11 protein-coding genes are annotated in these 13,866 nt (G+C 63.7%); 9 read left to right on the top strand and 2 right to left on the bottom strand.

Features of this window, described 5'->3' with window-relative positions:
- Window positions 1-32: 32 nt before the first annotated feature.
- Window positions 33-1,328 carry an amino acid permease gene (locus U4Y88_RS21930; protein ID WP_321786697.1) on the bottom strand — a complete coding sequence of 432 codons (1,296 nt, stop codon included), beginning with the start codon at window positions 1,326-1,328 and terminating at the stop codon, window positions 33-35.
- 597 nt (window positions 1,329-1,925) lie between these two features.
- Here U4Y88_RS21930 and U4Y88_RS21925 point away from each other — a divergent pair.
- The 6 genes from U4Y88_RS21925 to U4Y88_RS21900 all read left to right on the top strand — a co-directional run bounded on the left by U4Y88_RS21925 (window position 1,926) and on the right by U4Y88_RS21900 (window position 9,061).
- A complete protein-coding gene (locus U4Y88_RS21925; protein ID WP_321786300.1) occupies window positions 1,926-3,245 on the top strand; it encodes an FAD-binding oxidoreductase in 1,320 nt (439 codons plus the stop codon).
- A 140-nt stretch (window positions 3,246-3,385) separates the two neighbouring features.
- Complete coding sequence (locus U4Y88_RS21920; RefSeq protein ID WP_224017679.1) at window positions 3,386-4,717, top strand: MFS transporter; 1,332 nt, start codon at window positions 3,386-3,388, stop codon at window positions 4,715-4,717.
- A 49-nt stretch (window positions 4,718-4,766) separates the two neighbouring features.
- Window positions 4,767-5,675 (top strand): dihydrodipicolinate synthase family protein, encoded by a 909-nt coding sequence (locus U4Y88_RS21915; protein WP_321786298.1) that lies wholly within the window; start codon window positions 4,767-4,769, stop codon window positions 5,673-5,675.
- Complete coding sequence (locus U4Y88_RS21910; RefSeq protein WP_321786296.1) at window positions 5,675-7,168, top strand: aldehyde dehydrogenase; 1,494 nt, start codon at window positions 5,675-5,677, stop codon at window positions 7,166-7,168. The genes U4Y88_RS21915 and U4Y88_RS21910 overlap by 1 nt, the downstream gene beginning before the upstream one ends.
- A gap of 98 nt (window positions 7,169-7,266) precedes the next feature.
- Entirely contained in the window at window positions 7,267-8,211 is a 945-nt protein-coding gene (gene yddG, locus U4Y88_RS21905; protein ID WP_321786294.1) for an aromatic amino acid DMT transporter YddG, read from the top strand.
- A 124-nt stretch (window positions 8,212-8,335) separates the two neighbouring features.
- Window positions 8,336-9,061 (top strand): GntR family transcriptional regulator, encoded by a 726-nt coding sequence (locus U4Y88_RS21900; RefSeq protein ID WP_224017687.1) that lies wholly within the window; start codon window positions 8,336-8,338, stop codon window positions 9,059-9,061.
- A gap of 24 nt (window positions 9,062-9,085) precedes the next feature.
- On the opposite strand, the gene U4Y88_RS21895 is transcribed toward U4Y88_RS21900, so the two are convergent.
- A complete protein-coding gene (locus U4Y88_RS21895; protein ID WP_321786292.1) occupies window positions 9,086-10,081 on the bottom strand; it encodes a helix-turn-helix domain-containing protein in 996 nt (331 codons plus the stop codon).
- A gap of 217 nt (window positions 10,082-10,298) precedes the next feature.
- On the opposite strand from U4Y88_RS21895, the gene U4Y88_RS21890 reads away from it, so the two are divergent.
- The 3 genes from U4Y88_RS21890 to U4Y88_RS21880 all read left to right on the top strand — a co-directional run bounded on the left by U4Y88_RS21890 (window position 10,299) and on the right by U4Y88_RS21880 (window position 13,682).
- On the top strand, window positions 10,299-11,078 hold the full coding sequence (locus tag U4Y88_RS21890) for an SDR family NAD(P)-dependent oxidoreductase (protein WP_321786290.1): 780 nt from the start codon (window positions 10,299-10,301) through the stop codon (window positions 11,076-11,078).
- A gap of 148 nt (window positions 11,079-11,226) precedes the next feature.
- Window positions 11,227-12,618 (top strand): purine-cytosine permease family protein, encoded by a 1,392-nt coding sequence (locus U4Y88_RS21885; protein ID WP_321786288.1) that lies wholly within the window; start codon window positions 11,227-11,229, stop codon window positions 12,616-12,618.
- Window positions 12,619-12,644: 26 nt separating this feature from the next.
- Window positions 12,645-13,682 (top strand): GlxA family transcriptional regulator, encoded by a 1,038-nt coding sequence (locus tag U4Y88_RS21880; protein WP_321786286.1) that lies wholly within the window; start codon window positions 12,645-12,647, stop codon window positions 13,680-13,682.
- Window positions 13,683-13,866 lie beyond the last annotated feature (184 nt).

Here is a 13,866-nt window from a genome sequence, read left to right as displayed (position 1 = left end):
CTCTTACACGCAATTTTCGGCCGGCCGATACCTCAATTCCGCCGCTGGCGCAGGTAGCCCACCAGCGCGAGCGCGCCGCAACAACCGAGCGTCGCGATCACTTCACGCCGGTGATCCTCGCTGAGCACCATCACCACGAACGCACCGCAGATCAACGCGACCACGAGCACGCCGAGCAACGGATGGAACCACATCCTGACCCGCAGCGGCCCCGAGGCCACGAGGCGCTTGTGCAGACGCAACTGGCTCACGGCAATCACGAGATAGACCAGCAGCGCGATCGCGCCGGTCGTCGACAGCAAGGCGTCGAAGACATATTTCGGCGCGAGATAATTCGCCCCGCAAGCGACGAACGCCACGAGGCTCGACGCCATCACCGCGCGCGCCGGCACGCCGCTCGCCGTCGTGCGCGTCACGAAGCGCGGCGCCTGTGCGCGTCGGCCGAGCGAATACATCATGCGCGAAGCCGTATAAAGCGCCGAATTCAGGCAGCTGCCGACCGCGACCAGAATCAGTCCATCGGTAATCAGTTGTGCGTAGGGAATATGGAAGTTACGCAGCACCGCCTGATACGCGCCGAGGCGTGTCAAATCGGGATCGTTCCACGGCACCGCGCAAATGATGATCAGCACCGAGCCGATATAGAACAGAGAAATGCGCCACACGACCGACGTAATCGCGCGGCCGATTTCGCGCGCGGGATTTTCCGATTCCGCGGCGGCAATCGTCACCACTTCGGTGCCGAGGAACGTGAACATCGTCGTGAGCAGCGCGCCGACGATCGGCGCCATGCCTCGCGGCATGAACCCGCTGTGGCCGGTTATCGTGTGCCACGGCGTCAGGTGAACCGATGGCAGCAGGCCCGCAATCGCCGCGATGCCGCAACCGATGAACAGCAGAATGCCGGTCACCTTGATGATCGCGAACCAGAACTCCAGTTCGCCGTAGTTCTTGACGCTCGCGAGGTTCGCGACGGTGAGCGCCGCCGTCACGAGCACCGAGATCTGCCAGACCGGCATGTCGGGCATCCAGCCGTTCAGGATGTTGGCGGCGGCCGTCGCTTCGAGCGGCACCACCAGCACCCAGAACCACCAGTACATCCAGCCGATCGTGAAGCCGGCCCACGAGCCGATCGCCTTGTCGGCGTAGGTGGAGAACGAGCCGGAATCGGGCATCGCGCAGGCCATTTCGCCGAGCATGCGCATCACCGTCACGACCAGCAAACTGCCGAACACGTAGGCGAGCACGGCGGCGGGCCCGGCTTCGGCGATGGCGTGACCCGAGCCCACAAAGAGCCCCGCGCCGATGCTGCCGCCAATGGAGAGCATCACGACGTGCCGCTGCTTGAGTCCATCGGCGAGGCGGTGCGAGTCGGGACTCGCGCCGACCCGCGCACCGGGATCGGTATAACCGGCGGGCGGGCCGTCGATCAAACGGGCTTGCCTATCAATCTGTCGCATTTGTCTTCCTCCGTGTTTTTGTCGGGGACATCGTCAGGCATTCGTCTCTGATCGCCTTCATCATCCCGAGCCAATAACGCCGGATATAGAACCGTTTCGACCGCCCATAGAACGGTCGCGACGGCGCGACGCCGCCCCTTTCTTCCCCCGCCGCCTTGCCTGGCCAGCCCGGGCGCCCGAATCCCACGCACCGGATCAGTGCAAACCCTGAGCGCATGCGCGCCCTGCCCGCCGCCCCGACGATGCGCAATCGCAGAGCGTAAACCCTTATTCTTGTTCGGTCTTTTTAGAACCTATACTGCGTCTACAATTTGTATACAGCAGTGTTGGACGGCAGAATACTTAAGCACCAACCGACGGAATGGAAGACGCCGTCGCGCTGTACGGCCCCGAGGGGCGGCGCATGAATCTGGTGCGCGATCACCCGAAGGCGCAGTGGGTTTCAAAAGCGATATTGGAATAGCAATGCAAACGGTTACCTCGCTCCCTGCGGACGACAAGATGTGTGGCTGGTATCACACGAGTCCCGCGCGCACTCCCAAGCCTGGTCATACGGGAGAATCGAAGGCTCACTGGGCGGTTATCGGCGCCGGTTTCACCGGCCTCGCGGCGGCCCGGCAGCTCGCCCTGAACTTCCCCGACGATGAAGTCGTGCTGATCGAAGCCCAGGAAGTCGGCTTCGGCACCTCGGGGCGCAATGCCGGTTTCGCGATCGACCTGCCGCACGACATCGGCGCGGACGATTACATCGGCGACATCGACACGGCCAGAACCACGCTCAAGCTCAACCTGCTCGGCCAGAACATCCTGCGCGAGATCGTCGGCGAGCACGGCATCGACTGCCATATGACCGCGTCCGGCAAATATCAGGCCGCCGTGGAAGAACGCGGCGTGGCGGTGCTCGACGCGTATCGCCGCGGCCTCGACAAGCTCGGCCAGGCGTATGAGGTGATCGATGGCGCGGCGCTGCCCGAGCACATCGGCACCTCGTTCTATCGCAAGGCGCTGTTCACGCCGGGCACGGTGCTCGTGCAGCCCTCGGCGCTCGTCAAGGGCCTCGCCGACTCCCTGCCGCCCAACGTCACGCTCTACGAGGGCACGGCGATCACCGAGGTGGAATACGGCGACAAGATCGTGCTCGCGCATCGCAACGGCCGCATCGTGGCCGACAAGCTGGTGCTCGCGAACAACGCCTTCGGCATGCGCTTCGGTTTCCTCGCGCGCACGATGCTGCCGGTGTTCCTCTACGCGAGCCTCACGCGCCCGCTGACCGGCGCGGAGCAGGCCGAACTCGGCGGCAAGCCGTTCTGGGGCGTGATTCCCGCGGACCCGTTCGGCAGCACGCTGCGCCGCACGCACGACAACCGCATCCTCGTGCGCAACAGTTTCTCGTTCAATCCCGACGGCCGCCCGAAGGAACAGAACCTGCCGCGTTTCGCGCAACGCCATCGCCTGTCGTTCGAACGACGTTTCCCGATGTTGCCGCAGGTCGATTTCGAGTACACCTGGAGTGGTTCGCTCGCGCTTTCGCAGAACCACAAAGGCTTTTTCGGCCAGCTCGCGCCGAACGTGTTTGGCGCGCTGTGCTGCAACGGACTCGGCATCACGCGCGGCACCGTAACGGGCACGCTGCTCGCCGACTGGCTCGCGGGCAAGCCGAATGAACTGACGAATTTCCTGCTCGACACCTCGGGGCCGAACAAGGCGCCGCCCGAGCCGTTCCTGTCGATGGGCGTCAATGCGACGCTCTGGTGGGGACAGCGCAAGGCCGGGCTCGAAAGCTGATTCGCAAATCGACTGCGAAGTAACGCGATAAACGGCCCATCCACATAGAGACCGATCGCACCTCGTACGAAGCACAGGACGCGGCAGACATGATTCGTATTACGAACCATCGCGTCCCATTTCATGGAAGGAGACAGGCAATGTCGAACAATCACGTATCCATCGAGGACGTCCCGCTCAACGGATTCCATCAGTTGCTGACCATCCGCTCAAGCGGCGGCTGGCTCATGGATGGCTACGTCCTGAGCATCATCGGCGTCGCGATGGTGCAGTTTTCCTCGGCGCTCGGTCTGACCAGTTTCTGGGAAGGCATGGTGGCCGCCTCGGCGCTGATCGGCATCTTCGTCGGCGGTTTTGCGGGCGGCTGGCTGTCCGACCGGCTCGGTCGCCAGAAGCCCTACTTTTTCGGGCCCGTCATCTTCTTCGTCTGCTCGCTCGCCCAGCTCTGGGTGCAATCCGGCGAGGCGCTGTTCTTCCTGCGCTTTCTGATCGGCATCGGCGTGGGCATCGAATATCCGGTGGCGGGTTCGCTGCTGGTCGAGTTCATGCCGCGCAAATACCGCGGCCCGCGTCTCGCGATGCTGACGATCATCTGGTTCCTCGGCGCCGCGCTCGCGTATATCGTCGGCAACCTGATTCTCAGCAGCGGTGCGCACGACGCGTGGCGCTGGGTGCTCGCGAGCCCCGCCGTGATCGGCATCGTGCTGTTCATCGTGCGCCTCGGCACGCCCGAGTCGCCGCGCTGGCTGCTCAGCAAGGGACGCAAGGCCGAAGCCGAAGCGATCATCAAGCAGGTCTATGGCCCCACGTTCTCGCTGAAGAATCTGCCTGAAGAAACGGCCGCGAAGAAGACCACGCTTCTCGACCTGCTGCACTCCGGCTACGGCAAGCGCATGTTGTTCGTCACGCTGTTCTGGAGCTGCTCGGTGATCCCCGTGTTCGCGGTCTACTCGTTCGCGCCGCGCGTGCTCGAAGCACTCAATCTGACCGGCCGCTGGGAGTCGCTCGGCTCGGTCGCCATCACGCTGCTGTTCGTGGTCGGCTGCATCATCGCCACGCGTGTCATCAATACGATCGGCCGCCGCGCGATGGTGATCCACAGCTTCCTGTGGTCGGCGCTCGCGCTGCTCGCGCTCGGTGCGTGCTCGAACGGCTCCGCCATTCTGATTCTCGTGTTGTTCGGCGCGTATGCGGTGCTGATCGGCGGCGCGCAAGTGCTGCAACTCGTGTATCCGAACGAGATTTTCCCGACCGATATCCGCGCCTTCGCGGTGGGCATGGGTGCGTCGCTCTCGCGTATCGGCGCGGCGATCGGCACCTGGCTCGTGCCGATCGCGCTGAACAGCATCGGTATCGGCAACACCATGTATGCGGCTGCGGCCGTGTCCTTCATCGGTCTCGTTGCATCGCTTGCGCTCGCGCCGGAAACGCGCTCGCTGAGCCTGCAGGAAGCCGCTTCCCTGAATCACTGAACCCGTCGACCCGACGCTTCCTCATTCTTCTTTTCACGGAAAAGACATCATGAAATTCGAAGGCATCTACACCCCGGCCATCACGCCCCTCGACGCTGCGGGCCAGATCGACAACAAGGCCTTTGCCGACGTGCTCGAATCGCTGATCGCAGCCGGCGTGCACGGCATCATCATCGGCGGCTCGACGGGCGAGTACTACGCGCACACCGCGCAGGAACGCTTCGATCTGGGCGCGCTCGCGAAGGAAGTGATCGGCTCGCGCACCGCGCTGATCATCGGCACGGGCGCCGTGCGCACGGAAGATTCGGTGGAGTATGCGAAGGCCGCGAAGGCGATCAAGGCCGACGCGATTCTGGTTGGCTCGCCGCCCTACGCGCTGCCGACCGAACAGGAAAACGCCGAGCACGCGCTCGCCATCGACCGCGCGGCGGATCTGCCGATCATGCTGTACAACTACCCCGGCCGCATGAGCGTGTCGATGGGCCGCGAGTACTTCAACACGGTGACGGCTGCGTCGAAGAACTTCGTCGCGATCAAGGAAAGCTCGGGCCAGACGGGTCAGCTGCATATGCTCGCGCGCGAATTCCCGCAACTGAGCGTGTCGTGCGGCTGGGACGATCAGGCGCTGGAATTCTTCGCGTGGGGCGCGCGCAGCTGGGTCTGCGCCGGCTCGAACTTCCTGCCCGCCGAGCACATCGCGCTGTACCAGGCGTGCGCCGTCGAGAACGACTTCAGCAAGGGCCGCCGCATCATGTCCGCGATGCTGCCGCTGATGGACTTCCTCGAAGAAGGCAAGTTCGTTCAGTCGATCAAACACGGCTGCGAAATCATCGGCCTGCGCAGCGGCGGCGTGCGCGCCCCGCTCAAGGGTCTCAACGACGACGAGAAGCAGCGCCTGCAAACCATCGTCGCTGAAGTCAAGCGCGAAGTCGCGGCTGTCGTGGGAGGTCAGGGCTGATGGCTGATCTGCTCTCCGCCCAGGAATACGCCGCGCTGGCTGCGAAGCTGAACTTGCCGACCGAGGCGTTCATCGACGGCGCATTCCAGCCTTCGCTGTCCGGCGCGACGTTCGAGACCACCAATCCGGCCACGAACCAGGTGCTCGCGAAAGTGACCGCGTGCAACGCCGCCGACGTCGATCGCGCCGTCGCCAGCGCACGCGCGGCATACCAGGATGGCCGCTGGCGCAAACTGCCGCCGTCGCAACGCAAGTCGATTCTGCTGAAATTCGCCGATCTGCTCGAAGCGAACGCGCACGAACTCGCGACGATGGAAAGCCTCGACAGCGGCAAGCCGATCCGCGAATGCCAGAACACCGACGTGCCCGAGACGATCCATACGATTCGTTGGCATGCCGAACTGATCGACAAGATCTACGACTCCACCGCGCCGGTCGGATCGGGCGCGCTCTCGCTGGTCGTGCGCGAGCCGATCGGCGTGGTCGGGCTGGTGTTGCCGTGGAATTTTCCGCTGCTGATGCTCGCGTGGAAGATCGGCCCGTCGCTCGCGGCAGGCTGCTCGATCGTCGTGAAGCCCGCGAAGGAAACCACGCTCACTGCTCTGCGCGTTGCCGAACTCGCGCACGAAGCGGGCGTGCCTGCGGGCGTGTTCAACGTGCTGCCCGGCGGCGGCGGCGAAGTGGGCGAGCCGCTCGGCCTGCACATGGACGTCGACATGGTGAGCTTCACGGGCTCGACGGCCACGGGCCGACGCTTCCTGCACTATGCGGCCGAGTCCAACCTCAAGCGCATCGTGCTCGAATGCGGCGGCAAGAATCCGGCCGTCGTGCTCAAGGACGCCGACGATCTGGACGCGGTCGCGCAACACGTCGTCAACGGCGCGTTCTGGAACATGGGCGAAAACTGCTCGGCCTCCTCGCGCCTGATCGTGCATGCGGACATCAAGGACGCGCTGCTCGAACGCATCGGCGTGCAGATGCGCGAATGGAAGATGGGCGATCCGCTCGATCCCGAACACCGCATCGGCGCGATGGTCAGCAAGTCGCACTTCGAGAAGGTCCGCTCCTATCTGGAGCACGCGCAGAGCGAACAACTGCGCGTGGCCTTCGGCGGCGACACGGAACGCGGCATTTTCGTCGAGCCGACCGTGGTCGACGGCGTGAGCGCGACGAGCCGTCTGTTCCAGGAAGAGATCTTCGGCCCGGTGCTCGCCGTCACGACGTTCACCGACATCGACGAAGCGATCGCACTCGCCAACGACTCGGTCTATGGTCTCGCCGCATCGGTCTACACCAGCAACCTGAATCACGCGATTCGTCTGTCGCGCGAGATCCGCGCGGGCGTCGTGACCGTCAACTGCTTCGGCGAAGGCGACATCACGACACCGTTCGGCGGTTACAAGGAATCGGGTTTCGGTGGCCGTGACAAGTCGATCTGGGCGCACGACCAATACACCGAGATCAAGACGATCTGGATCGACGTACCCGCTTAAACCAGACGGATTCGTCGATGGATGCGCCGTGACCGGGCATGCACGTCCGGTCACGGCGCACGCGCAGGAAACATGAATTATCAACGCAGGTTCGAGGTATGAAAAAGGATACGGCCACCCTGATCGGGCTCGTCGCAATCATGTTGTGGGCGTCGATCGTCGCCCTGATTCGCGGTGTCAGCGAAAGTCTGGGCGCGACCGGCGGCGCTGCCATGATGTATTCGGTGGCGTCCGTCTTTCTCGCGTTGACCGTCGGCTTCCCCAATCTCAGGCAATTTCCGCGAAATTATCTGATTTGGGGAAGTCTGCTATTCGTCGCCTACGAACTGTGTCTGTCGCTGTCGATCGGCTATGCCCATAACGGCCGGCAGGCGATCGAAGTCGGCATGGTCAATTATCTGTGGCCGACCTTCACGCTCGTGTCGGCCATCGTCTTCAACAAGCAGAAGGCCAATCTGCTCGTCGTGCCCGGCTTCGTGCTCTCGATGCTGGGCATCGGCTGGGTGCTCGGCGGCGATCAGGGCATCGATCTCGCGGGCATGCTCGCGAACGTCAAGGACAATCCGCTGAGCTACGGCCTCGCGTTCAGCGGCGCGCTGATCTGGGCCGCGTATTGCACGGTGACGGCGCGCATCGCGAACGGCAAGAACGGCGTCACGCCGTTTTTCATGCTCGTCTCGGCGGCGCTCTGGCTCAAATATGCGCTCGAAGGCGGCGGCGCGATGCACTTTGACATGCACGCCCTGATCTATCTGTTTCTGGCCGCTGCGGCGATGGGCTTCGGCTACGCGGCATGGAACATCGGCATTCTGCATGGCAACGCCACGGTGCTCGCGGGCGCGTCGTATTTCATTCCCGTGATTTCCGCCGCGCTGGCCGCCACGCTGCTGCACGCGCCGCTTGCCGACGCGTTCTGGCACGGCGCCATGATGGTCTGCGCGGGATCGATTCTCTGCTGGATCGCCACGCGCCCTCGCCGCCCGAAAAAGCCCGCGCCGGATGCGGTCGACGCCGAGGCGAAGCGAATTGGGGAACGAGTCTGATGCGCCGCTGCGCGGGCTTTAGAGGCCAATGAGCGCCCCATAAAACGGGCCGCCGCCCGAGGCGTCGTATGGAGATTTTTTGTCCGGCGATTTATAGTACACAAAAGGTAGACAGAGAATCCCGATGAAAACGAGCCCCGACGAATCCCAGATCGACAGCAACGCCCCCACCGACCGCAAGGCCGTTTTGGCCGAAACCCTGCGCCGCCGCATCGTCAGCATGGAGCTGAAGCCGGGCGCCGTGGTGGACGAACTGGCGCTGTGCGAGGAATTCGGCCTGTCGCGCCCGCCCGTGCGCGAACTCATGCGCCAGATGGCCGCCGAAGGCTATATCGAACTGGAAGCCAATCGCGCGGCGCGGGTTTCGTCGATGAACTATCACTCGCTGCGCAGCTTTTTCCTGGCCGCGCCGCTCATCTACGTGGCCACGACGCAACTCGCGGCGGCGAACGCCACGGCCGCCGACGTCGCGAAGCTGCGCGACATCCAGAAGCGTTTCCGCCAGGCCATCGACGCTCACGACGTGGAGAATCGGGTCCTCTACAACGACCAGTTTCACCTCGAAATCGGCACCATGGCGCAGAACGATTATCTGATGCCCAGTTTGCGCCGCCTGCTGATCGATCACGCGCGGCTCGGCAAGACGTTCTATCGCTACCCTGCCAGCGAAAACATGCAGCACGAGATGCATCAGGCGGCGCATCAGCACGACGAGATCATCGACGCCATCGAGCGCCACGATACCGAGCGCGCGGGCGAACTCGTGCGAGCGCATTGGGAACTGTCGCGCCGTCACATGACTGACTATGCGATCCCGGAAGGACTGGAAGTGCCGCTGAGCTTTGCCTGATTGTTGCCTGATTGTTGCCTGAGTTCAGGCACTCGACGCGCGCCGGCAACGTCGCACCGTTTCCGAAGGCAATTCGCCGAACATGGCGCGATAGTCCTGCGCAAAGCTGCCGAGGTGCAGGAAGCCCCATTTCGTGGCCGCCGCCGTGACGGAATCGCCGGCGCGCAACGCGCGGCGCACATGATTGAGCCGCACCGCGCGCAGATACGCCACCGGGTTCAGATCGAGCACGTGTTGAAACGCGTACTGGATGGTGCGGCGGCTCACGCCGAGTTGCCCGCACAGTTCCGCGATCGACAGCGGACAGGTTTCGGCGACCTCAAGACAACGCTGCGTAGCCGCGACCAGCGCGGCATGGCTCGCATGCGGCGCCACGCTGCGCTCGACGCCGCGCGCGTCGTGCTCCAGCGCTTCCGATAACACCGACAGCACCGCGCCCTGCAACGCCATCGCCCGCTCGCGTTCGGTCTGCGTCACCGTGATCGACAACGCGTGATGCAGCACATCGCGAAAGCGCTGCGCCGTGGCCTCGCTCATCGCAACGACGGGAGCCATATCGGTCTCGTAAAGCGAGCCTGCAAACGCGCGCAACGCGTCACTGTCGATCTGATCGAGATGGATTTCGACGTTCGCCAGCACATGATGATCGGGCGAAAAAAATTCGAATTCCTTAACGCTCGAAAACACATGCAGGCTGTTGCGTCCGCTCGCGTGCCCGCACATGCGCGCGTGGCCGTCGAGTTCGAGCGGCACGGCAATCGCAATGCGGCCCGCCGGCACCGAGCCGCGCTGAAGAATGACCTTGTCGAGATGTTCGACCAGCACGCGCACGCCGCCAATCGATGCAATCGACGACGACCCGCTGAACGCGCCGCGTGAGATCTGCGTGTAATCGAGATCCCAGCCCTTGAAAATGCGGGCCTGTTCATCGACGTCCGTGAACGCGCAAAACGTGACGGAACGCGCCGCGTGGGCGGCGTTACCCGGCAGTTCCGCAGAAGGACGAAGATCGGCGCGCATACGCATCAGGCTCTTGACTCACTATCCGGCTCATTCTAGCGAAATCCCCGACTCGCCAAAATACCCTTCAAAAGCCGGGGAAAACCCGCAATTGCCGAAATCCGATAGTCACGCGTTCAGCCAATACCTAATCTGCGATGCGCACGGCGCTTTTCAAACGGCCGTGCCAATTTGCCCGTGGCGCACTCATGCGCCATGCAACACAGGATAACGAATCATGAACGCTCGACTCGACGGCCGGCTCGCTGGCAAGGTAGCCATCATCAGTGGCGGCGCGGGAGGCTGCGGCGCTGCGGCTTCGACATTGTTCGCGCGTCAGGGCGCGCGCGTCGCGATCATCGACCGTGACGGCGACGCCGCCGAAACGCTCGCCGCGATCCTGCGCGACGAAGGTTTGAGCGCAGCGGGCTTCGGCGCCGATGTCGCGCGCAAGCAGGATGTCACGCGCGCCGTTGCGGCCGCGCGCGAAACCTTCGGCCCCGCCGACGTGCTGTTCAATCACGCGGGCACGCTGGTCGTCAAGCCGTTCCTCGATATCGAAGAGGACGAATGGGACTGGCTCATGGCCGTCAACGTCAAGAGCATGTATCTGATGACGCAAGCGGTCCTGCCGCAGATGCTCGAAAAATCGGCGGGCACGATCATCTGCACGTCGTCGATTTCCGCGGTGTGCGCGACGCCCGGCGAAGTGCTCTACGACACCACCAAAGGCGCCTGCCATATGTTCGCGCGCGCGATTGCCGTCGAGTATCGCGAGCGCGGCATTCGCTGCAACGCGATCGCGCCGGGATTCATCCGCACGCCGCACGGCATCCGCGAAATCGATCAGTTGCGCGCGATGGGCGTGGACGTGTCGGAGCAATCGATCGCGCAGCAGCAAGGCCGCCTGTGCGAGCCGTCCGAAGTCGCGGCCGCCGCGCTGTTCCTTGCGTCCGACGAATCGAGCTTCGTGAATGGCGCGCATCTCTTCGTCGACAACGGCTTTTCCGCGCTCTGATTTTTCGCGTCACGCCACGCGCCCGGTATCGACCCTGGGTTGCCGATATCCGATAGTGGTCAAAAAAAGCGTCTCCTAGAGTGGGCGCATCACGCTGTCACTCGTGCCCTGCGCGCAGGAGTGACGGCCAACCCGGAGGAGATCCGTCATGGACGTCGAAAATCGCAGCATCGAATTTATCCCGCATGGCGAACGTTACGGCACGCCCAAGCGGCTGTTCACGATCTGGTTCAGCGCCAACATGCAGGTGACCGCGCTGGTCGTCGGCACGCTGGGCATCGTCGCGGGCATGAGTCTCGCGTGGACGCTCGTGGCGCTCGTCGTCGGTAATGTGATCGGCACCATTTTCATGGCGGCGCATTCGGCGCAAGGTCCGCATCTGGGCATTCCGCAGATGATCCAGAGCCGCGCGCAATTCGGCGTCTATGGCGCGGCGCTGCCGCTCGTGATCGTGACGCTCGCCTACGTGCTGTTCGTCGCGGCGGACGGCGTGGTCATGCGCGAGTCGATCAAGTCGATTTATCCGATGTCCGACAATGCGGCCATTATCGTGTTCGGCGCGCTGACGTTCGTCATCAGCTACATCGGCTACGAATTGATTCATCGCTTCGGCGCGACCATGACGGTACTCTCGATTCTCGTCTTTGCAGCGACGGCGCTGATTCTGCTTGTTTCGCCGCACGTGCATGTGACGCTGCAAACCGCGAAACACGGCTTCTCCGTGGGCGCGTTCAATCTCGTAGTCGCCCAAGCCGCTTCGTGGACGCTCGGTTTCGGCCCCTATGTCGCCGACTATTCGCGCTATCTGCCGGACAGCGTGCGCACGCGCGACACGTTCTGGTACACCTATCTGGGTGGCCTGCTCGGCTCGCTCGCCGTGATGGTGCTGGGCGCCGTGCTCGCCACCGTGTCGACCTCCGTGGTCAACGATCCCGGCACGGCCATCGCCGCGCTGTTCGGCGGCTGGGCGCGCCCGGCGCTCATCGTGATCGTGCTCGGCGTGCTGGTGTTCAACGTGCTGAGCCTGTATAGCGCGTATATGTCGTCGGTGACGATCTTCAGCGGCTTTCGCAGCATGACGCGCATTCGCCGCTCGACGAAGTTTCTGGTGCTGTTCATGCTGTTCGCGATTTCCACGTGGATCGCGATCGCCACGCAATATCATTTCTCCGACTATTTCGCCGATATTCTCAACGCGCAGATTTACGTGCTCGTGCCCTGGAGTTCGATCAATCTGGTCGATTACTACCTCGTGCGCCGTGGCGCGTACAGCGTGAAAGACATGTACGACGCGCGCGGGCAATACGGCAAATTCAACCTCAAGACCATCGCGATCTATTGCGCCGGTTTCGCCAGCACGCTGCCGTTCATGGACCTCTCGTTCTATCACAGCTACTTCGCGAAACTCATCGGCGCGGATGTGAGCTGGATTCCGAGCCTGCTGGTGCCGGGCGTGCTCTATTACGTCACGTTCGGCCTGCGCGCACGCACGGCGGACGACCTCGTCGCCGTCGAGCACGACGCCATGCAGCCACATTGAATCATCCCGTTCAACGCGTGTTTTCCATGCCTCACCCGATCGCCCCACTCCCTTCCGAAACGCGCCGGCCGATTCGGTTCGGCATCGTCCTGCTGCCGAATTTCACGCTGACGGCCTTCTCGGGATTCGTCGATCTGCTGCGGCTCGCCAGCGACGATGGCGACATGAGCCGGCCCGTGCGCTGCTCGTGGACCATCGTCGCGGAAACGCTCGCGCCCATCCGCGCGAGTTGCGGCATCCAGGTCACGCCGTGGACGACCTTCGACGAAGCCGGCACGTTCGACTATCTGCTGGTGGTGGGCGGTCTGCTGCACTCCGGCCCCTCGGCGACCGAAGCGACGCATCGCTTCATTCGCACGGCGGCCGCGAGCGGCGCGACGCTGGTCGGCATCTGCACGGGCGCGTTCGCGCTCGCCCGCGCGGGCGTCATGGACGGCTACCGGATCTGCGTGAGCTGGTTTCACTACTGGGATTTCGTCGAGCGCTTTCCCGCGATTTCCGAGTCGAATCTGATCGCCGACCGTCTGTTCGTGATCGACCGCGCGCGCATCACCTGCTCGGGCGGGCGCGCGTCGATCGACGTGGCCGCCGCGATTCTCCTGCGGCACCTCGATGCGGCGATCGTGCAGAAAGCCCAGCGCATCCTGATCGTCGACGATGCGCAGCGCGGCAACGCGCCCCAACCCTATCCGCCGGGCCTCGATCCCGCTTCGCATCCCAAGGTGCGGCGCGCGATTCTCATCATGGAGCAGCACATCGCGAATCCGCTGCCGCTGACCGAACTCGCGCGGCGCGTCGATACCTCCGTGCGCCAGCTCGAACGCTTGTTCGTCGCCGAAACCGGCAAGTCGCCCAACGTCTATGGCCGCCAGATGCGCGTGCGCATGGCCGCGTGGATGCTGCACGGCTCTGACCGCACGGTCGCCGATATCGCCATGTCGTGCGGATTCTCGGACGCCTCGCATCTCGGCCGCGAGTTCCGCAAGGAATATGACGCGTCGCCTGGCGCCTATCGCACCGCGCGCCCGCCCGTGCTCGAAGACGCCGCGTGCGCAGCCGCCTGAGACGCGTCCCAGCGGCTTGTCGCAATCGTTCTATCGCGCCCTTCGCGCTTGCTCTTAAATAGCTGCACGGCCTGGGGCAATCAACACCACGCTGGAACCTGAGAGCGACTACAAGGCCGATATCGCGGCTGCCTCGTCTAAACCAAAACTGGAAAAGCCATGTTCAAACGCGTCGATTCAACCC

It is taken from the genome of Paraburkholderia sp. J94 (genome assembly GCF_905220285.1).
GTDB lineage: Bacteria > Pseudomonadota > Gammaproteobacteria > Burkholderiales > Burkholderiaceae > Paraburkholderia > Paraburkholderia tropica_A.
Note: the sequence above shows the minus strand (reverse complement) of the source record. Positions and strands in the feature narration are given on the sequence as shown.